At 47.7% G+C, this 19,950-nt stretch carries 21 protein-coding genes; 3 read left to right on the forward strand and 18 right to left on the reverse strand.

Features of this window, described 5'->3' with window-relative positions; all coding sequences use genetic code 11:
• Positions 1-12: 12 nt before the first annotated feature.
• The 4 genes from flgE to flgB form a co-directional block, all read right to left on the reverse strand.
• Positions 13-1,230, reverse strand: coding sequence for a flagellar hook protein FlgE (gene flgE, locus RFN81_RS10985; RefSeq protein WP_264495885.1), 1,218 nt, complete (start codon positions 1,228-1,230; stop codon positions 13-15).
• A 74-nt stretch (positions 1,231-1,304) separates the two neighbouring features.
• A complete protein-coding gene (gene flgD / locus RFN81_RS10990; protein ID WP_264495886.1) occupies positions 1,305-1,979 on the reverse strand; it encodes a flagellar hook assembly protein FlgD in 675 nt (224 codons plus the stop codon).
• Positions 1,980-1,994: 15 nt separating this feature from the next.
• Complete coding sequence (flgC, locus tag RFN81_RS10995) at positions 1,995-2,399, reverse strand: flagellar basal body rod protein FlgC (RefSeq protein ID WP_264495887.1); 405 nt, start codon at positions 2,397-2,399, stop codon at positions 1,995-1,997.
• Between the two features lie 33 nt (positions 2,400-2,432).
• Complete coding sequence (flgB, locus tag RFN81_RS11000) at positions 2,433-2,849, reverse strand: flagellar basal body rod protein FlgB (RefSeq protein WP_264495888.1); 417 nt, start codon at positions 2,847-2,849, stop codon at positions 2,433-2,435.
• Positions 2,850-3,028: 179 nt separating this feature from the next.
• On the opposite strand from flgB, the gene flgA reads away from it, so the two are divergent.
• The 3 genes from flgA to RFN81_RS11015 all read left to right on the forward strand — a co-directional run bounded on the left by flgA (position 3,029) and on the right by RFN81_RS11015 (position 4,574).
• A complete protein-coding gene (flgA, locus tag RFN81_RS11005) occupies positions 3,029-3,703 on the forward strand; it encodes a flagellar basal body P-ring formation chaperone FlgA (protein ID WP_264495889.1) in 675 nt (224 codons plus the stop codon).
• 140 nt (positions 3,704-3,843) lie between these two features.
• Positions 3,844-4,134: a flagellar biosynthesis anti-sigma factor FlgM gene (flgM, locus tag RFN81_RS11010; protein ID WP_264495890.1), complete on the forward strand. Its 291-nt coding sequence runs from the start codon at positions 3,844-3,846 to the stop codon at positions 4,132-4,134.
• A 5-nt stretch (positions 4,135-4,139) separates the two neighbouring features.
• Positions 4,140-4,574: a flagella synthesis protein FlgN gene (locus RFN81_RS11015; RefSeq protein WP_264495891.1), complete on the forward strand. Its 435-nt coding sequence runs from the start codon at positions 4,140-4,142 to the stop codon at positions 4,572-4,574.
• A 60-nt stretch (positions 4,575-4,634) separates the two neighbouring features.
• On the opposite strand, the gene RFN81_RS11020 is transcribed toward RFN81_RS11015, so the two are convergent.
• The 14 genes from RFN81_RS11020 to flhD all read right to left on the reverse strand — a co-directional run bounded on the left by RFN81_RS11020 (position 4,635) and on the right by flhD (position 19,241).
• A complete protein-coding gene (locus RFN81_RS11020; protein ID WP_264495892.1) occupies positions 4,635-5,054 on the reverse strand; it encodes a flagellar protein FlhE in 420 nt (139 codons plus the stop codon).
• Positions 5,051-7,135, reverse strand: a complete 2,085-nt coding sequence (gene flhA, locus RFN81_RS11025; RefSeq protein ID WP_264495893.1) for a flagellar biosynthesis protein FlhA — start codon at positions 7,133-7,135, stop codon at positions 5,051-5,053. The genes RFN81_RS11020 and flhA overlap by 4 nt, the downstream gene beginning before the upstream one ends.
• The gene (flhB, locus tag RFN81_RS11030) at positions 7,128-8,279 is read right to left on the reverse strand and encodes a flagellar biosynthesis protein FlhB (RefSeq protein WP_264495894.1); all 1,152 of its coding nucleotides are present in this window, start codon (positions 8,277-8,279) and stop codon (positions 7,128-7,130) included. Before flhB ends, flhA begins: the two co-directional genes overlap by 8 nt.
• Positions 8,280-8,511: 232 nt before the next feature.
• A complete protein-coding gene (gene cheZ, locus RFN81_RS11035) occupies positions 8,512-9,156 on the reverse strand; it encodes a protein phosphatase CheZ (RefSeq protein WP_264495895.1) in 645 nt (214 codons plus the stop codon).
• Between the two features lie 9 nt (positions 9,157-9,165).
• Positions 9,166-9,555: a chemotaxis response regulator CheY gene (gene cheY, locus RFN81_RS11040; protein ID WP_264495896.1), complete on the reverse strand. Its 390-nt coding sequence runs from the start codon at positions 9,553-9,555 to the stop codon at positions 9,166-9,168.
• A gap of 36 nt (positions 9,556-9,591) precedes the next feature.
• On the reverse strand, positions 9,592-10,644 hold the full coding sequence (locus tag RFN81_RS11045) for a protein-glutamate methylesterase/protein-glutamine glutaminase (protein ID WP_264495897.1): 1,053 nt from the start codon (positions 10,642-10,644) through the stop codon (positions 9,592-9,594).
• Positions 10,644-11,516 carry a protein-glutamate O-methyltransferase CheR gene (cheR, locus tag RFN81_RS11050; RefSeq protein ID WP_264495898.1) on the reverse strand — a complete coding sequence of 291 codons (873 nt, stop codon included), beginning with the start codon at positions 11,514-11,516 and terminating at the stop codon, positions 10,644-10,646. Before cheR ends, RFN81_RS11045 begins: the two co-directional genes overlap by 1 nt.
• Before the next feature lie 335 nt (positions 11,517-11,851).
• On the reverse strand, positions 11,852-13,537 hold the full coding sequence (locus RFN81_RS11055) for a methyl-accepting chemotaxis protein (protein WP_264495899.1): 1,686 nt from the start codon (positions 13,535-13,537) through the stop codon (positions 11,852-11,854).
• A 134-nt stretch (positions 13,538-13,671) separates the two neighbouring features.
• Positions 13,672-14,169, reverse strand: coding sequence for a chemotaxis protein CheW (cheW, locus tag RFN81_RS11060; protein WP_264495900.1), 498 nt, complete (start codon positions 14,167-14,169; stop codon positions 13,672-13,674).
• 32 nt (positions 14,170-14,201) lie between these two features.
• Positions 14,202-16,199, reverse strand: a complete 1,998-nt coding sequence (gene cheA, locus RFN81_RS11065; protein WP_264495901.1) for a chemotaxis protein CheA — start codon at positions 16,197-16,199, stop codon at positions 14,202-14,204.
• A 39-nt stretch (positions 16,200-16,238) separates the two neighbouring features.
• Entirely contained in the window at positions 16,239-17,288 is a 1,050-nt protein-coding gene (gene motB, locus RFN81_RS11070) for a flagellar motor protein MotB (protein WP_264495902.1), read from the reverse strand.
• The gene (gene motA, locus RFN81_RS11075; protein ID WP_264495903.1) at positions 17,285-18,172 is read right to left on the reverse strand and encodes a flagellar motor stator protein MotA; all 888 of its coding nucleotides are present in this window, start codon (positions 18,170-18,172) and stop codon (positions 17,285-17,287) included. Before motA ends, motB begins: the two co-directional genes overlap by 4 nt.
• A gap of 137 nt (positions 18,173-18,309) precedes the next feature.
• Positions 18,310-18,888: a flagellar transcriptional regulator FlhC gene (gene flhC / locus RFN81_RS11080; RefSeq protein ID WP_264495904.1), complete on the reverse strand. Its 579-nt coding sequence runs from the start codon at positions 18,886-18,888 to the stop codon at positions 18,310-18,312.
• 2 nt (positions 18,889-18,890) lie between these two features.
• A complete protein-coding gene (gene flhD, locus RFN81_RS11085; RefSeq protein WP_264495905.1) occupies positions 18,891-19,241 on the reverse strand; it encodes a flagellar transcriptional regulator FlhD in 351 nt (116 codons plus the stop codon).
• Positions 19,242-19,950: the final 709 nt, after the last annotated feature.

The raw sequence follows: 19,950 nt of genomic DNA on the forward strand, positions 1-19,950 counted from the left end.
TCGTTAAGATGATTAACGCATGCTAACCAATGTTTGCAGGATAGAATCTTGCGTTTTAATGGTTTGCGCATTGGATTGGTAATTGCGCTGTGCAACGATCATGTCGACGAGTTGTTTACTTAGGTCAACATTCGAGCTTTCAGTAGACTTGCCTATCAGCTTACCCAGGCTTCCTGTGCCCGCCAAACCAGTAACCGCCTGACCTGAACTCGCTGTTTCAGACCACGCGTTATCACCTTCAGGCGATAAACCTTCTGGATTGGCAAAACTCGCTAGCAAAATTTGTCCTAACGCCTGTTTCTGACCATTACTGTAGCTACCTTCGATCGTACCGTCGTCATTGATCGTATAACCCGTTAGTGATCCCGGTGCGAACCCGTTCTGGGTTGGGCTTTTATAGCTATATTCTGTATTCTGCTGCACGCTCCCCGTCAAATCGAGAGTAAACGTCCCCCCTGCCGCACCATTCGTCCCAGTCATGTTGATAGTAAAAGGCGTATGAGCATTGGCACCAGTGGAACTTAAAGCACCATTTGCTTCAAAATGCAGCGTTCCAGCATTTTGATAAGTAACAGGGGTAATTGCGTCATCTTTCGCATACGTCTGCCACGTATTATCCCCCGTTTTGACAAAATACAGCGTGTAGTTATGCACGTTACCCTGACCGTCATAGGTTGTTAGTGCAGTTTTGCTGTTATAGGTACCTTCTCCACCAGGTGTTGTCGCCCAGGAGTTTGTTGGAATTGAGTCTGAAGAGTTCAGGTTAGCTTTAATGGATGCAGTTGTCGTACGGTTCGCCAACATATCGCCATCAGGAATCGTCAACGGCACGGGATCGGCCCCTGTTTGAACAACTGGAGGCGTCCCCGCTACTGGGTAACCCGTCAATTGCATACCTTGTGCATTAACAATATTACGACCGTTCAACATGAATTGACCATTACGGCTGTAATAGACGGAGCCGTTGGTATCCTGCAGACGGTAAAAACCACCGCCGCTAATTGCAACATCCAGATCTCGTGAAGAGGAGGTGACAGTACCATTGCCGAAATCCTGCAATACAGATGCAACCTTTACGCCCATACCCACTTTAGAGCCTGCAAACATATCGGCAAACGTGACAGTACCGGATTTAAAACCCACTGTTGCTGAGTTAGCGATGTTATTACCGATAACATCCAAGTTATTAGATGCTGCGTTTAACCCACTGACCGCCTGAGAAAACCCCATGTCGTTCTCCAGATGAATTGATTAAGTCATATTCCGGTAATGCGCTTCACCGGAATATTGTGAAATTTATAGCGTTACAGAATCTGTCTGACATCATCCATCGTGGCTCTGCCACGCAATCCTAAATCCAGCAATGCACCGCTATCGCCGCGAACGACACTATTTACCACCGCATAGCTCAATGGCTGAACAACTTGCTGGGCACCGCCCGTGCTGGCTGCTACGGTGAAGGTATAGGCTCCATCAGGCGCCACCGTGCCATCAGAAAGCTTACTATCCCAGTTGAATGAGTGAACACCGGCAGAAAGCGTCCCCAGCTCGATCGTGCGAACGGCTTTACCTGACGCATCATTGACGGTGACGGTGACAACTTCCGCCGCTTTTTCCAATTCAACGCCAAAGGGCGTGCTTGTTTCTTTACCAACCAGAATTTCTTTCCCCGGCACCATAACACTGTGACCAATCAGCGTCGTTGCCTGCATGGATTGGTTGTTATTGATTTGGCCGGAAATAGAACCCAGAGTGGTATTCAGTTTTTCAATGCCACTCACTGTATTGAGCTGAGCAAGCTGGCTAACAAGCTGATCGTTGCTCATCGGGTTCGTTGGATCCTGATTCTTCAACTGTGCGACCAACAAGGTTAGGAACTGATTTTGCAGATCGGCACTACTGTTCTTTTCTACCGCGGTCGTTGGCGAAACAGTCTGTGTCTTTGTTGCCGAAAAAGTATCATTTGTCGTAATGGACATTAACTCGTCTCCCGATTATTGCCCGATCGTTAAGGTCTTTAACATCATCGATTTTGTTGTATTCAAAACCTCAACGTTCGCCTGATAACTGCGGGACGCCGAGATGGTGTTGACCATTTCCGCTACAGGGTCAACATTCGGCATACGAACGTACCCTTGTCCATCCGCTAACGGATTCCCTGGTTCATAGACCAGACGCGCGGGCGATGGGTCTTCAATAACATTGGCCACACGTACACCGCCCGTTGCTTGTCCCGGCGCGGCATTCACTTCAAAGACGACTTGCTTAGCGCGATATGGCTCGCCATCGGGCCCAGTCACACTGTCTGCGTTCGCTAAATTACTCGCGCTCACATTTAAGCGCTGAGATTGTGCTGAAAGCGCTGAACCCGAAATTTCAAATATATTTAACAACGACATGGATATTCACCTTCTTATCTCACCGCGCGACGATCATGAACCCGACTGTAAAACCGACATCATTCCTTTAATTTGCCCGCTCAGAACGGTCAAACTGGTTTGATATTTCAGGCTATTATCGGCAAAATTAGTCCGTTCCCGATCCATATCGACCGTATTACCATCCAATGCTGGTTGATCGGGAATGCGATAGAGCAAATCAAGATCCGGTGGACGAAAACTCTGTGCCGGGATGTGTCGTACCGACGTGGTTTTCAGCGCTATACCCGTGCCGCTCGCTCTTCCTTGCTCAATCGTTTTGCTGAGTTGACTGGCAAAGTCGATATCTCTAGCCTGGTAGCCCGGTGTATCTGCATTAGCAATATTTGCAGCCAGAATTTCCTGCCGCTGGGCACGCAAGTTCAACGCTTCTTGCTGAAACCGCAACGAGGCGTCTAATTTATCAAGCATGCTCCCTCCGCAAGTTAGAATTTGGAGTAGGTAGGATAATTCTCATTATGACTACGCCATCGAACGAATAGACACTAAATGCAGCGCTATTTATTGCCTTAACCTTATCCAGACATCGTTACACTTATGCGTTCTCCTTGTTTTTCTGATTTTGTTGGCGTCAGGAGCGCTGAATTGGAATGAAAACCCTCAATTACTCCACATATCTGGCGACAGCGTGTTTCTTGCTCTCCTGTACCTCATACTCTGCCTACGCGCACGACTTATCTGCACAAATCAATCAATTCTTCGCCTCACGCTTCGACGGCAGTCCAAATACGGTTAACGTTGTGATAAAGTCGCCGAAAAAACTGTGGCCCCAGTGTGAAGCCCCCCAAATATCGTTACCTAGTAACACCAAGCTGTGGGGGAATGTGAGCGTCTCTGTTCGTTGCGGGCAAGAACGTCGCTTCATCCAAACCGAAGTGCAGGTAACAGGAGACTATGTCACCAGCTCGCGGCCAATCGTTCGAGGGACGGCGTTAACCGTTGCAGATATCACCCTGACAAAGGGGCGACTCGATTTATTGCCGCCGCGCCCGATATTGACGTTAAAAGATGCTCAGGGAGCAATCCTTTTGCGCGATCTCACTCCCGGCCAGATCATTACTGCTTCAATGATTAGGCGCCCTTGGGCGGTTAAGGCCGGCCAATCAGTACGAATTATCGCCCAAGGCGAGGGTTTTACGATTAACAGTGATGGGAAAGCAATGAATAACGCGGCGATCGGTCAATCGGTCAGGGTCAGGATGACAACAGGACAAATAATTAGCGGGACAATTGATGAAGATGGCAGTGTTGTTATCCCACAGTAATGACTAAAGCTTTCGGCAGGTTTGCCGATGATAATGACAGTGTTATTACCGCCCCTGATGTGAACTTTAGCAGCAATGTGGCGAATACAACATAACCCATTGACAGTTAACCATTTATCCTCAAAAAAGAGGGATGTATTATGAGTATTGAGCGCACCCAGCCTCTTAAGCCGGTTGGTCAAGTGCAACAACGCGAGTCTGCCGACGTTGTTAAAACAAAACGTAAGCAGTCTGAGGCGCAGGTTAGTGCAACTCAGGTTAAATTAAGTGACGCCCAGGCAAAATTAATGCAGCCGGGAACGCAAGATATCGACATGAATCGTGTTGAAATCTTGAAACAAGCGATTCGTGACGGCTCACTCAAGATAGACGCCGGGAAGATTGCGGATGCATTGATAAAAGACACTCAGGAATTTTTGGCTGGTAATTAATTTCTATGGAAAATCTGCTATCGATTCTGGAAAAATTGTTGCACAACCTGCATGACCTTGATGAGGTTATGACAAATGAGCAAACGTTACTTTGCGCAGGGCATATTAATAGTATCGCTCTGCAACAGGTGACAGAGAAAAAAACGTCCTTATTGGCAACAATGCAGCATCTGGAAACGCGTCGTCATGATATCGAAACCGCACTGAAGCTGCAGGCTCCCTATGAAGGTAGTGAAAAACTATTTTCTTGCTGGCAGCAGGTGCAAGAATTAACCCGACGGCTGAATAACCAGAACACTCACAATGGCCTCCTGCTAAGTCGACACATCGCGTATACGAATGAAGCAATCAATATACTTAAACCTCGTCATGGGGGGCTATATGGCCCTGATGGTCAGTCAAAGGGGATAACTGTAGGGGGGCGAAAGATCACGTTCTGAACCACTTTAGATTCCAGCAAACCATGATTGCTCTAAGTCATTTTTAGTCTGTCGACGCTATTACTTATAGTTCACTGAAATATCTATTGTTCTAACGCTGAAGGTGTTATCAATTCGTCCTTTCCCTTCAATATAGTAAACAAAACGAAACGCATTATCCGCTGCCAAACCGTTAAACGCTTCAGTTCGCCCATCGCCACTTCCCCCAAGATCTATGCATCGCTGCGGCGATTGTGAACAGAGTTTGACCACTAATCCTATCGGTATCCTTGAGTCAACGACATAGCGCCAGTATATGGTCGTAATGGTTTCTTCCGGTTTAACGGCCACGTTGGGGGTAAAAGCCGATGTTGTCACCATCTCACCACGATAATCAAGTTTTACCCCTGGTTGACTGCCGTTCCAACTTCCCGGAGTGGCGATTGCATACAGCGGGTTTACCAGCATCGCAACGGCCCAAAAGTACAGTATCAGCCTCATTGTTGGGCTTCCCCGATCATTGATGTCATACGAATCTGACGGTGATCGCTTATTTCCAAATTAGAGAGCACCGCCATGTTTGGCAGGCTACGATGCAGGAAGCGGGCAAGCAGTCCACGCAAAGCGTGATTCACCAACAGAACCGGGGGAGCCCCTAACATTTCCTGCCTCTGTAGTGCTTGCCTGGCCTGTTCCAACAAACGATCGGCAAGCCCGGGTTCAAGACCGCCACCGCCCTGAAGCGCCTGTAATAACAGCCGTTCCAATGAACCTTCAAGCCCGATAACTTGAAGTTCTCCATCACCAGGGAACCATTGCTGGGTAATAGCACGACCCAGAGCAACCCTTACAACGGTGGTCAGCTCATAGGGATCCGGCTGCACTGGCGCATGCTCCGCCAATGTTTCCATAATGGTGCGCATATCCCTAATCGATACTTTCTCACTTAACAGATTTTGCAAAACCTTGTGCAAGGTCGTTAGGGTAACAACACCTGGTATGAAATCTTCGGCCAATTGCGGCATTTCTTGTGCGACGCGCTCCATTAATTGCTGTGCTTCCTGTCTGCCAAACAATTCACTGGCATGTAAGGCAATCAAATGGTTCAAGTGTGTCGCGACGACCGTACTGGCCTCTACGACCGTAAACCCTTGCGCCTGCGCCTGCTCTTTTAAGGCATTGTCAATCCAGACTGCCGGCAGCCCAAATGCCGGATCCTGAGTAATATCGCCGGATAATGAACCAATGGCATTGCCAGGATTGATTGCCATCCACCGTCCAGGATGCGCTTCACCTTTTCCAACCTCCACCCCTTTCATTAAAATGCGATAACTAGCAGGTTGAAGTTCTAAATTATCCCGGATATGAACAACAGGAGGTAAAAATCCCATTTCCTGAGCAAATTTCTTTCTGATGCTTCGAATCCGTCCCAATAGTTCGCCATCTTGTTGTGCATCAACCATGGGGATTAATCGATAACCGACCTCCATACCCAATGGATCTTCTAGTTGTACATCTGACCAGCTAGCCTCAACAACCTGATGTTTTTCCATTGAAGCCGGTACTGGCTGCATAACCGGCACTTTTGTTTGCTCCCCTCGCATCCACCAGGCAAGCCCCAATAACGCGGCGGTAAACAGTAGAAAGACAAAATTAGGCATACCGGGAACTAACCCAATAAGCCCAATCACTGCCGCACTCAGCACCATGACACGCGGATTATTAAACAATTGCGTGACCATCTGCTGGCCAACATCCTGATCGGTACTGACCCGTGTCACAATGACACCTGCCGCGGTAGAAATAATCAGCGCTGGAATTTGTGCCACCAGGCCATCACCGATGGTAAGCAGCGTATAACTCTCCGCCGCCTGGCCAACTGGCATACCGTGCTGTGCGACACCAACGATTAAACCACCGACAATATTAATGACCATGATGATCAATCCTGCGACAGCATCACCACGCACGAACTTACTGGCGCCATCCATCGAGCCATAAAAATCTGACTCTTGCGTTACCTCGGCACGACGTTTTTTCGCTTCTTCTTCGCCAATTATCCCGGCATTGAGATCGGCATCAATCGCCATCTGTTTGCCTGGCATACCGTCTAACACAAAGCGGGCGCCAACTTCAGCAATACGCCCGGCCCCTTTGGTGATAACCATAAAGTTGATTAAGACGAGGATAATAAAGACCACAATACCTATGGCAAAATTCCCACCGACCAGGAAGTGACCAAACGCCTCAACGACTTTCCCCGCCGCCGCTGTGCCTGTATGGCCTTCCAATAAAATAATACGCGTTGAAGCAACGTTGAGTGACAGGCGCAATAACGTGGAAAACAGTAGAATCGTAGGAAAGGCAGCGAATTCCAATGTTCGTTGCGTAAACATCGCAACCAGCAACACCATGATCGATAATGCGATGTTAAAGGTAAATAGCAGATCCAGAATGAATGGCGGCAACGGCAATACCATCATGGAAAGTATCAGCAGGATCAGTATTGGCCCGGCTAATATTTGCCATTGGGTACCTTTCATATTACTTGGTAGACGAAGCAAAGCGGCCAAATTAGCCATCGGTAGTTTTCTCTTTAGCAAAATCCAGTGCATCCGGCACAGGTAGGTGTTTCGGTTTTCTAGGAATTAATCCACCTTCCCGCTTCCAGCGTTTCAGTTGATAAACCCAAGCTAAGACTTCTGCAACGGCCGCATACAGCGTGGCTGGAATAGGCTGGCCAACCTCAGAGTGACGGAATAACGCGCGTGCCAGCGGCGGCGCTTCAAGAATAGGAACGCGGTGTTCTACTCCCAGTTCGCGAATACGTAAAGCAACCTCACCTGCCCCTTTTGCCAACACTTTGGGCGCATTCATTTTTTTATCATCGTAGCGTAAAGCGACGGCATAATGTGTCGGGTTTGTGACTATTACATCAGCCTTGGGGACGTCAGACATCATTCTACGTTGCGCTATCGCCCTTTGTTGCTGACGAATACGACCTTTAACATGGGGATCGCCTTCACTCTGTTTATGCTCATCACGAATTTCCTGTTTGGTCATCCGTAATTTTTTAATATGACTCCATATTTGCCAGAACACATCAAAAGCGACCATGGGAACCAGCCCCATCATAATCAGAAAACCGCACATTACGGTCAACCATAACGCATTACTCAACGCGTCAACCGGCGCTTCAGAGAGTAGATGTAATATGCTTGGCCAGTGATGAATCAGAAATAAGGTGCCAATAACCCCAACCACGACTGATTTCAATATGGCTTTGAAGAGCTCAGCCAGTGATTGGGAGGAAAATAAACGTTTCAGGCCAGAAACGGGATCTAATTTTTTGAAGTCAACCTTTAACGATTTGGAACTAAATACTATACCGCCCAGCAGTATTGGCGCAGATAACGCGACTAGCACCGACCCCAGCATGATCGGCATCAGCGCCGCTCCCGCCTGCCGTAATAACACGCCGACATGGCGTAACATTTGCGTGTCATCACCTATTGTTGCGTAATTAAAATTCAGTGAATGTGAGACAATTTTGGCCAATCTCCCCGCTAATGCATCGCCCCCTATCCACAAGATAGCCAACCCGGCAACCATCATCAAAACGGAAGTCAGCTCTCGAGACCGTGGGATCTGGCCTTCATCTCGCGCTTTCTCCTCTTTTTGGGGAGTGGGCGCTTCTGTTTTCTCCAGATCGCTATCTTCAGCCACGGCGGTGTCCCTGTTAAGACTTTTAGGATAGGAATTTGCTGCCTAGCATGACAAATTCGAAAAAAACTGATGGCTGGAAAAACAAGAAAAACGCATGCTTCTTTAGCGGATAGTCCGACAGACATAACAGAGAACCGCCGAATACGACCATTAATACTCATCATTAATAGCGCATCGGCGGACATTGATGTTTCAAGAAGGGGAAAGCCCCCTCTTGCTTGAAGCCCGATGATTAAAAGCCCAGGCTATCCAGAAGGTCGTCAACCTGATCCTGATTGGCGACGATTCCTGTGGCATCTTTATCAACCTGAGGGCCATTTAGCAAACCATCATTGGCTCGCTTAGGCGCATCTGGTTTTTCTGGAATGTTTTCCAGCAATACCATTAACAGTTGTTTCTCGATTTCCTGAATAACATCCATCATGCGTTTGATCACCTGACCGGTAAGGTCCTGGAAATCTTGCGCCATCATAATTTCCAGCAACTGGGCATTGGTAAATGCGGTATGCTGCGGCACATCTGCAAGATAGCTCCGGGTATCAGTCACGAGTTCCCGCGCTTCAGCCAACTCAATAGGATTTTCAAACCAGGCATCCCAACGTGTTTTCAACGCGTTGGCACCAGCTTCCAGCTGGTTCTGATGTGGTTGTGAGGCTTCTACGCAATTTAGCGCGCGTTCCGCAGCCTGCGCAGTCATCTGGACAACATAATCAAGACGGTCGCGAGCGTCAGGAATAGCTTCGGCGGCTTCTGCTATAGCAGTATCCAAACCTAGTTCTTTTAAGCTATCGCGCAGCATACGCGTTAGCTGACCTATACGCGAAATAATCTCGGTGGCTGAAGCAGTGTCGTTCACGGACGGCATATGTGGCGTCATAAGATCCCCTTACATACCCAATTTTTCGAAAATCTTGTTCAGTTTTTCTTCAAGGGTTGCTGCTGTAAATGGTTTAACTACATAGCCGCTGGCACCTGCTTGCGCTGCGGCGATAATATTTTCTTTCTTAGCTTCCGCTGTAACCATAAGTACGGGCAGTTTCGACAACGCATCATCTGCACGAATAGCCTGCAGAAGTTCCAGACCATCCATGTTCGGCATGTTCCAATCAGAGATCACGAAATCAAAGGCATTCGCTCGAAGCTTATTCAGCGCATCCGCGCCATCTTCCGCCTCTTCTACATTATTAAACCCCAGTTCTTTCAGTAGATTACGAACAATCCGACGCATTGTCGAAAAATCATCCACTACCAGGAATCTGAGTTCTTTATCGGCCATACCTACTCCTAAATGTTTATTGCTCACCGAGAGCTGCTATATACGTAATGCCTGTCCGGCAGAGATTTGCGCCAACATACGCTGGCTCACCTGGTGTAGATCCACCACTTCATCAACGCCACCCATAGCAATCGCTTCACGTGGCATTCCGAAAACCACACAACTTGCTTCATTTTGGGCCAGGGTATAAGCCCCCGATTGATGGAGTTCCAACATGCCGGCCGCTCCATCATTCCCCATTCCAGTGAGGATGACGCCCACAGCATTCCGCCCGGCGTATTGGGCAACCGAACGAAATAACACATCAACAGACGGACGATGTCGATTAACCGGAGAACCGTCATGCAGGCGTACCTGATAGTTTGCCCCGCTACGCGCCAATTCAAGATGGCGCGCCCCTGGCGCAATATAGGCGTGCCCAGGGATGATACGCTCCCCGTCTTCTGCTTCCTTTACCGTAATTTGGCATAATTTATTTAATCGTTCGGCGAAAGACTTGGTAAATCCTGGCGGCATATGCTGTGTAATCAGTAATGCCGGGCTTGTCGGCGGCAGGGGCTGTAACACATGGCGTATCGCCTCTGTCCCGCCGGTTGACGCGCCGATCGCAATCAACTTCTCACTACTGAGCAGTGGGACATGCTGAATAATTTTTGTTGGCTCAGTCATGTTACTTCGCTGTGGCAGACGCGCCTTAGCGGCCATGCGAATTTTTTCGGCAATTAACTCGCTATAGGCCAACATCCCTTCACGAATGCCCAACTGCGGTTTGGTGACAAAATCGATTGCCCCAAGTTCCAGAGCTCGCAACGTAATTTCAGACCCCTTCCCCGTCAGAGACGACACCATAACGACAGGCATCGGACGCAGGCGCATGAGTTTTTCAAGAAAATCCAACCCATCCATACGGGGCATTTCAACATCCAGGGTCAATACCTGAGGATTGAATTTTTTTATCAAATCACGGGCGACTAAAGGATCTGGTGCCGTCGCAACCACTTCCATATCAGGATGGCTATTAATAATTTCTGTCATGATCTGCCTCATCAAGGCCGAGTCATCAACGCATAATACTCTTATTTTGCTCATTATCTTTCCTTAGCCAGCCCGTATACAGTTTGCCCGCGCAAATAAAACTCGCGGCTGATTTGACTGAAATTCTCTGAATGCCCGGCAAATAATAACCCGCCCGGTTTAAGCATCGGAACGAATCGACGCAGAATGCGCTCTTGAGTTTCTTTATCGAAATAAATCATTATATTACGACAAAAAATAGCATCGAATGGCGCAGGAACCGGCCAATCAGGCGCGAGTAGGTTAAGTTGTTGGAAATGCACCATAGAGGCCAATTCAGGCCTGACGCGAACCAAACCGCTGTGCGGACCCGTGCCACGTAAAAAAAACCGCTGAAGTTGCTGTGGTGAAAGCGCACGCAACTCTTCCTGACGATAGATTCCCGCCGTGGCCTTCTCTAACACCTGAGTATCTATGTCACTCGCCCATACCTGACAGCCGCTGGCTTTATTGCCTAAAGCCTCGGCAAGCGTTATAGCCAAAGAATAAGGCTCTTCCCCGGTTGAGGCCGCCGTACTCCAGACTGTATAGCCATTGGGACGTTTCTTTGCATGTTCGGCCAGGATGGGGAAATGGTGAGCTTCGCGGAAAAAAGCGGTTAGATTTGTGGTTAACGCATTAATAAAGGCCTGCCATTCAGCACTGTTGGGATCAGACTCCAGGAGCGCTAAGTATTGACCGAAATCATTGATTCCAAGCAGACGTAACCGTCTGACCAGGCGGTTGTAAACCATTTCACGCTTATGATCGGCCAGCACAATGCCTGCACGCTGGTATATTAATTGGCTTATCCGTCGGAAATGGGTATCCGACAATGGCAAACGATCAACCATCTGCGTCAATATAGAGGCGGATTCAGGGCGGTTTTGCGGTGGTGTATTTTTCATATTAAACCGCTCGAATAACATTTTTTGCTATGGCTTTTTTCAATCTGACTTTCCTTTACCGAACAGCTAACGCAGGTTTTATTATCATTCGCCAATTACCCGACACATCGCGATGCGTATTGACATTTTATTTTGGTTGCCCCGATAAGTTCTACAAATAGAGCCAAGCCACCGAATAACATTTTCCTTCTCATTGCTATTAATCTGCCTTCATTTTAAATAGTGAGGCGGATAATAAAACAATCTCCCGGCCACCTATACATAAGTGGCCGGGCATTGACTCAGTAACTATATCTTACTGTGCCATATTCATCGACTAGCGACACGACAGCTTGTCAAAAGGTCTCCCAATTATCATTAGATGCGGCTTCCTTTGCCTTTTTAACGCTATTGGCTGTTGGAGCCAACAGTTCCGTTTTGGGATTTGTCATGACCGGCGACGTTTTTCTAAAAGAATGTTCATTTTCAGAGAGACGAAACACCGCTACAGCCTGGCTCAACGCTTTCGCCTGCTCTTCCAGCGCTATAGCCGCAGTTGCAGATTCTTCAACCAACGAGGCGTTTTGTTGCGTTACGCGATCCATTTCCGTCACCGCTTGGCCGACCTGATCGATACCTTTGCTTTGCTCATCTGATGCTGAAGCGATTTCGCCCATAATGTCTGTCACGCGAGTCACCGCACTAACGATCTCTTCCATCGTTTCACCTGCACTTTCAACCAGTACAGACCCTTCGTCAACGCGACTAACTGAGTCATCAATGAGGCTCTTAATTTCTTTCGCTGCCTGAGCACTACGCTGTGCCAGATTGCGAACTTCACCTGCTACAACGGCAAACCCGCGGCCCTGCTCCCCAGCCCTGGCCGCTTCAACGGCAGCATTCAATGCAAGAATGTTGGTTTGAAAAGCAATACCATCGATGACGCTGGTAATGTCAGCGATTTTTTGCGAGCTACCGGCGATATTGTGCATAGTTTTGACCACATTATCGACGACCTTCCCGCCTTTCTGCGCGGTTTCAGACGCACTCAGCGCCAATTGACTCGCCTGACGAGCATTCTCGGCATTTAGCTTAACAGTTGCGGTCAATTGTTCCATACTGGCGGCCGTTTCTTCTAACGACGCAGCCTGTTGTTCGGTACGTGATGACAGATCGTTATTCCCGGCGCTAATTTCTGACGCGCCGGTATAAATCGCATCAGCGCCTTGCCGAACCGCGCTAACCGTTGACACAAATTCATTTTGCATATGGCGAATACTGTCGGCCAAAATACCCATTTCATTCGTACTACGAAAATCATTCGTTTTGGTCAAATCACCTTTCGCGATAAGAAGAATATGCTCAACGATCTTGTTCAAAGGCTTAATGAGGAGCCGCTGTATTCCAACCCATGATATCAGGGCTAACGCAAAAACCAGCACCACCATGAAGATAAGTATCCAGATCGACGAATCATAAGCGGCTTCATTTTCCGCAATACCGGCCTGGTAGAGCCTATCGCTTTCTGCTTTATAAGCGTAATAGGCTTTTTCAAAATTATCCTGAAAACCTTGTGTCGGTTGGTCAATAAATTTCTTAAATTCTCCCGCGTGTAAAAATTGGATTAATTCAGTCAATGCACCATTTAGTGCAACAAAATTATCTTTCACGCTACGGGTAACATTCTTATCCAGACGATCGTCCTGCGTCACATTTTCATAGCGGGAGAAAAAATCATTAGCGACCGCCAATTGTTTTTCAGCTGTACCCAACAACGCTTTACCATCGGCGCCAGTCCCTGAGCCATTAGCATCAAGTGCAAAACGCGTCCCAGCCCGGTTAAGCGTATTGCGCGTCTGCAATAAATACGACCAGGCAGAATCCAACTCAGAGCGTTTTTGATTAATAACCTGGGTCGAGCTAAAGATATCCTTATCCGTTTTTAATGCATGAAAGAATAAGCCACCAGAAATAAGCTGAAGAGCTCCAAACAACACTAATACTAGCATCAAACCTGTAACAACTTTAATACGGTTAAACATACAACGCCTTTTGAGTAGACCAACCACCGATGGTATCGGCACTATTTGGCATATCTTTACGAATTTCTGGACTAACGGGAATACAACTCAGGAAGGTTCTTGGGGCCGCTTACGCAGCCCCAGAAGGCCAAGAGCTAAGACTTCAACACATTATCAACCAGTGCCATTTCATCGCTGCTCAACAGTTTTTCGATATCAACCAGAATGAGCATTCTCTCACCTAACGACCCAAGCCCCGTCAGATACTCTGTGGATAGGGTCACAGCGAACTCCGGCGCAGGACGGATTTGCTCCGCTGTCAATGACAGGACATCAGACACGCCATCGACAACAATACCGACGACACGCTGACCAAGATTTAATACAATAACTACTGTATTATCATTATATTCAACATCTTGTTTGGCAAACTTGATACGCAAATCAACGATCGGTACAATGACTCCGCGTAGATTGGTAACCCCTTTAATGAAAGGCGGTGTGTTGGCAATACGCGTAACCTGATCATAACCACGGATTTCTTGAACTTTTAGGATGTCAACGCCGTACTCTTCATCGCCCAGCGTAAAAATCAGGAATTCCTGTCCTTCGGTTTCGCCGGTCAATTTCGTGACGCTAGCAAGTCCAGTCATGTTTTCCACCTTTTTATTAACGATCTATTTTATTAAGCCGCAGTCTCAACCACACGCTTTTCACGATTAAGCGCTTGTAATGCCGAAACATCCACTATCAGTGCAACACTGCCATCACCGAGAATCGTCGCGGCTGAAACACCTGGCACCTTGCGATAATTACTTTCCAGATTTTTAACAACGACTTGATGTTGCCCAATCAATTGATCGACCAATAGCGCATAACGCCGACCCGCGCTTTGCAGAATAACGACGATTCCTTGCGTCGCATCGGTTTTAGCGCCATCCACATCAAAAATATGGTACAGCTCAACAAGAGGTAAATATTCACCACGAACTTGCAGTACACGCTCCCCTCCCGCCAGCGGATACAAATCTTCCTGCTGAGGCTGCAAGGATTCCATTACGGCATTAAGCGGCAAAATAAAGACTTCATTACTAACTTTAACGGACATACCATCGAGAATGGCTAACGTTAACGGTAACAAGATCCTGATTGTTGTCCCTTTTCCTGCCTGAAAATGGATTTCGACATGCCCGCCCATTTCCTGGATATTTCGCTTAACTACGTCCATACCCACACCACGACCAGAGACATCGGTCACTTTTTCTGCGGTGGAAAAACCGGGCGCAAAAATCAACATGCCAACTTCTTCATCAGATATCGAATCACTCACGACCAAACCTTGAGCCTGAGCTTTAGCCAGAATTTTCTCACGGTTGAGGCCTGCGCCATCGTCGATAACCTCAATACAAATATTACCACCTTGATGCTCAGCAGAAAGTGTTAGGTTACCTACCGCGGATTTACCGGCCGCGACCCGTTTTTCTGGAGGTTCGATACCATGATCGAGGCTGTTGCGTACCAAGTGCGTTAATGGATCGATGATACGTTCGATCAAACTCTTATCCAATTCCGTCGAACTTCCCATCAACGTGAGCTCGACTTGCTTGCCTAATTTCGCCGCCAAATCGCGGACCAAACGCGGGAAGCGACTAAACACGTACTCCATCGGCATCATACGAATGGACATCACGGATTCTTGCAGGTCGCGAGCATTACGTTCTAATTGCCCCATGCTATTGAGCAGGTCGCCATGCGCAACAGGGTCGAGTTCACTCGAACGTTGAGCCAACATCGATTGCGTAATGACTAACTCGCCTACGAGGTTGATGAGTTGATCAACCTTTTCAACCGCGACCCGAATACTGGTATCACCGGCTTTGACCTTATTTTTCCCACCTTCCGGTGCAACATGCGGTTTTGCCATGGGCGCGACGGGCGACGCAATAGGCGCTGACACCGCCGGTGCGTTTTGGGCAGTGGGCGCTGCCGCGTCCACAACGGCGGGTTGGCTGACCGACGCGGGCTTGAAGCTGATCTGCTCTGGCTCAAGGACAAAACACAGTACTGCACTGATGTCGTCCTCGCTCTCAGATGTCTCCAACGTAACGTCTAAACTCGTATCAGTCTGATGAGAATCTTTAACCGTCCCCAGATTACCGAGTTCCTCCAGCATCTGAGGGATTTCCTGAGCCTTCAAGCCGGTTAACGTGATGCACATTTCGCGTGTACCGGCAGCATTTGCTGCCTTATCCACGGTAGACGCCGCATCTGGTGCTCCCGCCTGCGCCGCGCCGCCATCAGCTTTAGACTCCAGAGCAAGCTGACGCAAGGCCTGACAGATATACTCAAAGCTTTCGGCATTGGGTTCCTGCGCGGTTTTATAAGCGTCCAACTGATCCTGCATAATGTCTTTTGTTTCCAAAAACAGGTTGATGATATCAGTGCTCAGACGCATCTCTCCACGTCTCGCCCCGTCGAGTAAATTTTCTAGAATGTGTGTGGTTTCTTGTAAAACTTTAAAGCCGAATGTGCCTGCGCCACCTTTGATAGAGTGCGCGGCGCGGAAAATCGCATTCAGTTGCTCAGTATCAGGCTCCGACGGATCCAACAACAACAAATGCTGTTCCATATCAGCCAGTAATTCATCTGCTTCATCAAAGAAAGTTTGATAGAAAGCACTCATGTCCATGCTCACGTGGTCACCTCTGATGTGAATCGCGGCTTATTGAGAAGGCGTCGCCTGACTGTCGGGCGCAGCAGGCAACGCAGTGGTTGGCTGTTGACGCTCTGGCGCAGGGACACCATGAGTGGGTTGCGGCGTTTGCTCACCACTACCACTCGCATTATTACTAGTTTCGGCAGGCGGATCGGTTGGTTTAGACTGATCAAATGCCATATTTTGTAAATTTTCCGCTTTATCGATATCAACGGCGGAACTTTCCGCATTTTCTTGTTCAATATCCCTTTGGGCCTGCCTGCTCAACACCAGCAAACTGATACGCCGGTTAATCGCATCATTGCCACCCGCCGCCTGTTTGAGATTCATGGTTGCCGCCATCCCCACAACGCGTAGGACTTTCCCCTCGGACAGTCCGCCAAAAATAAGCTCACGGCGTGATGCATTGGCGCGATCCGCGGACAGTTCCCAGTTACTGTAACCACGTTCCCCAGTGGTATATTGAACATCATCGGTATGGCCCGAAATACTCAGCTTGTTAGGAAAGTCGTTCAAAATTGGCGCTATCGCACGCAGGATATCGCGCATGTACGGTTCAACCTGCGCGCTCCCGGTTTTAAACATTGGCCGATTTTGACTATCGATGATTTGAATGCGTAAGCCTTCATCGATCATTTCGATGAGGAGATGAGGGCGAAGCGCGCGGAGTCGAGGATCGGCTTCAATGAGCTGATCCAGTCGCTCTCGCAATTTGTTGAGCCTAAGCTCGTCCAGTTTCTTTTCCTGACTATCCGTTTCAATAGCCTTTTTTTCCTCACCATCTTGCTGGGTCAGGTCGTCGCCCCCACCTGGAATCGGGCTTTCACTGTCGCTGGATTTAGGGCCAGAGGTTAATGCAACCTTAAGCGGTGTACGGAAATACTCCGCAATTTGAGCTAACTGCATTGGCGTGGAAATTGAGATAAGCCACATAACAAGAAACAGCGCCATCATTGCGGTCATAAAATCAGCGTAGGCGATCTTCCATGAACCACCGTGGTGCGGTTCATGCCAAGACTTACGCTTCTTGCGAATAATGGGATGTGGTTGTTTCATGCGTTACTGTCCGACGCAGGCTGAGTCGGTGATTTCACTCGACGAATATGTTCTTCCAATTCGCTAAAGGAAGGCCGCTCCGTGGAGTACAGTGTTTTGCGACCAAATTCAACGGCGATTTGCGGCGCATACCCATTCAGACTCGACAGTAACGTCACTTTTGCGCACTGTAAGACCTTTATTTTCTCAGCATTTTTTTGTCGTAACAGTGCAGCCAGTGGCGAAACAAAACCGTAGGCCAAGAGAATACCCAAAAAAGTCCCGACCATGGCATGCGCGATCATCATACCAAGCTCGGCGGCCGGTCGGTCGACATAAGCCAGTGAATGGACAACCCCCATGACTGCGGCAACAATACCAAATGCCGGAAGACCGTCTCCCATTAGCGTCAAGCTGGTTGCAGGCATCTCGCTCTCATGCTCAATCGTTTCGATCTCCTCATCCATCAGCGTTTCAATCTCAAACGCGTTCATGTTGCCGCTAACCATCAAGCGCAAATAGTCGGTAATAAATTCAACAATGTTGCTGTCCTCAAGAATTCTCGGATAGCTGGAGAAGATTTCACTCTCGCGAGGATTATCGATATCAAATTCCAGAGAGAGCATCCCTTGCTGGCGGGATTTAGCCATTAGACGAAAGAGCAACGCCATAAGGTCCATATACAAGGCCTTATTGTACTTGGATCCTTTGACCAAAAGCGGTAATGCGCGCAGAGTCGCTTTTATCGCCTTACCATTGTTACCTACGATGAAAGCGCCGATTGCCGCGCCACCGATAATCAGTAGCTCCGAGGGTTGATAAAGCGCGCCCAAGGCCCCACCGACCATGAGATAACCGCCGAGTATCGAGGCCACAATTACGATATAACCCAATATAACCAGCACAAAAAATCCTTATAATCAAGAAGGTGGGCGGAAAGTGAGATAAAACTGCGGAGCCATAGCTGGGACACTCTTGAAGAAAAACCTATCACCGCCCTTACACACAACAAACAGTGATAGATTCACAAATCGCTACAGGCTCAGACCGCGTGTTTTACCTGTTCATCCAGCAGTTGAGGTACTATATCGGCAAGATTTTGCGAAAGTTTACGCCTTTTTACCGCTCTGGATGGGGGTTGACACAAACTACAAACAAAACTGTTTTTGGGTTGGTGAGCATGTGTAATAAACATTCCTTTGCAGGAATTACACGATGACAATTGCAACATACCGCTATCAACAAACCGGACCAGCGTCCAGGCTCGCGTCAACGCCAACAAGGGGGAATCGCTCTGCGGGGCACACTGTTCAAGATACAGCCGGTAGGATTTAATAACCGCTTCCACGCCGGTGCACTGCCCATTCTTGATTAAAAAATTGTAAGCATTGTAGAACATTGATGAGTGAATATTCTGTTCCCAGGTCATAAACCAGTCCGTTGAAAACGGTAGCATTCCTTTTGGTGGCGGACTACCCCTCAATTCTTTATACAGTTTAATTAAACGTCCGCGGCTCAACTGCGTTTCACTTTCTAACATCTGCAAGCGCGCGCCAAGCGAAATGAGCTCCATTGCCAATTGGATATCTTTCGCCTCCTGAACAATACTTTTCTCCGCCATTACTATGCCCTTTTTTTAGGCAGGTTTTCTTCTTTCGAAGTCAACTGTTGTAATAGGTGACTCGACAACAAAATCCCCGTATGGATTTGCTGCAAATCATCTACACGTGATTCCTGAGTCAACACTTTGATTGTATTGTGATCGTCAAAACGAAAATGGCATATCAATTGGTTAGTTTCTGCCAATTTCACCATCTGCGGTAAGGTAAGTTGCATCAAAACATCCGCCATTTCATCAGTAATTCCCAGACGAAACATTGCAGAAGCTTTTTCATCATTAATTAACCGTTGTGCCAGTAACAAATAAGACAAATTAATGTCATAAATGTGTTTGAGTAATTCAGAAGTACCCATATTTCCCATCCCGACAGGCTATGTTTAAAACATAAGTTATGGTGATGATCATATCGCCCAGTTCGAAAATCACTCTCTATTGATGGCATAAAAAAAGTTCGGTGCCAGATATTGCGAGTACTCTTTTATCATTCCTTCATCATTCCCCATTCGGGCAATCACTACTCGGCTGCTACGCTGTGAATCCATTCATCCGTTGCTTTTAACCCCACGCGACATTCGTCCCAACCGAATCATAGGATTAATCCTAAAACAGAGCAACTGTACCGCCTTATTCGTAGCATATACAACGCGACTGAAGAATGAATTTGGCTATTGTGTGATCTAGATCACAAAATCGAAAGGTTTACCTATAACCCTTAACCCCTCAAAGCACTAAATTGGTCATTTTTAAATCAAAAATGACATCTCTTAGCGCAAGAAATCACAGGGTGAATAGTGAAAAAAAAACGATTTTACTGCTATCTAAATGATAGATATCAATAATTTTACAGGTGAATTACATTGAGGTAGATGGCGCCTCCGGCAAAACCAAGAATGTAGACTGCGAGATCATTGCGACGATGACTTCAGATGTGAGCGATTAGAATAGCTAAACGCTAAGCGTCAGAGGTGTTAACCGTCATTTTTGTCCCCTAATGAATAGGATAAGGGTGTAGTGATCAACAGGTAGGTAGTAATCAACACGCGGTAAGCCACATAACTTTCC

The sequence above is a fragment of the Pectobacterium cacticida genome (assembly GCF_036885195.1).
Lineage (GTDB): Bacteria > Pseudomonadota > Gammaproteobacteria > Enterobacterales > Enterobacteriaceae > Pectobacterium > Pectobacterium cacticida.

Excerpts from the sequence above, each read along its gene's own strand:
- flgE (WP_264495885.1), bottom strand. The coding sequence starts at position 1,230 with ATGGGGTTTTCTCAGGCGGTCAGTGGGTTAAACGCAGCATCTAATAAC.
- flgD (WP_264495886.1), bottom strand. The coding sequence starts at position 1,979 with ATGTCCATTACGACAAATGATACTTTTTCGGCAACAAAGACACAGACT.
- flgC (WP_264495887.1), bottom strand. The coding sequence starts at position 2,399 with ATGTCGTTGTTAAATATATTTGAAATTTCGGGTTCAGCGCTTTCAGCA.
- flgB (WP_264495888.1), bottom strand. The coding sequence starts at position 2,849 with ATGCTTGATAAATTAGACGCCTCGTTGCGGTTTCAGCAAGAAGCGTTG.
- flgA (WP_264495889.1), top strand. The coding sequence starts at position 3,029 with ATGAAAACCCTCAATTACTCCACATATCTGGCGACAGCGTGTTTCTTG.
- flgM (WP_264495890.1), top strand. The coding sequence starts at position 3,844 with ATGAGTATTGAGCGCACCCAGCCTCTTAAGCCGGTTGGTCAAGTGCAA.
- RFN81_RS11015 (WP_264495891.1), top strand. The coding sequence starts at position 4,140 with ATGGAAAATCTGCTATCGATTCTGGAAAAATTGTTGCACAACCTGCAT.
- RFN81_RS11020 (WP_264495892.1), bottom strand. The coding sequence starts at position 5,054 with ATGAGGCTGATACTGTACTTTTGGGCCGTTGCGATGCTGGTAAACCCG.
- flhA (WP_264495893.1), bottom strand. The coding sequence starts at position 7,135 with ATGGCTAATTTGGCCGCTTTGCTTCGTCTACCAAGTAATATGAAAGGT.
- cheZ (WP_264495895.1), bottom strand. The coding sequence starts at position 9,156 with ATGACGCCACATATGCCGTCCGTGAACGACACTGCTTCAGCCACCGAG.
- cheY (WP_264495896.1), bottom strand. The coding sequence starts at position 9,555 with ATGGCCGATAAAGAACTCAGATTCCTGGTAGTGGATGATTTTTCGACA.
- RFN81_RS11045 (WP_264495897.1), bottom strand. The coding sequence starts at position 10,644 with ATGAGCAAAATAAGAGTATTATGCGTTGATGACTCGGCCTTGATGAGG.
- cheR (WP_264495898.1), bottom strand. The coding sequence starts at position 11,516 with ATGAAAAATACACCACCGCAAAACCGCCCTGAATCCGCCTCTATATTG.
- RFN81_RS11055 (WP_264495899.1), bottom strand. The coding sequence starts at position 13,537 with ATGTTTAACCGTATTAAAGTTGTTACAGGTTTGATGCTAGTATTAGTG.
- cheW (WP_264495900.1), bottom strand. The coding sequence starts at position 14,169 with ATGACTGGACTTGCTAGCGTCACGAAATTGACCGGCGAAACCGAAGGA.
- cheA (WP_264495901.1), bottom strand. The coding sequence starts at position 16,199 with ATGAGTGCTTTCTATCAAACTTTCTTTGATGAAGCAGATGAATTACTG.
- motB (WP_264495902.1), bottom strand. The coding sequence starts at position 17,288 with ATGAAACAACCACATCCCATTATTCGCAAGAAGCGTAAGTCTTGGCAT.
- flhC (WP_264495904.1), bottom strand. The coding sequence starts at position 18,888 with ATGGCGGAGAAAAGTATTGTTCAGGAGGCGAAAGATATCCAATTGGCA.
- flhD (WP_264495905.1), bottom strand. The coding sequence starts at position 19,241 with ATGGGTACTTCTGAATTACTCAAACACATTTATGACATTAATTTGTCT.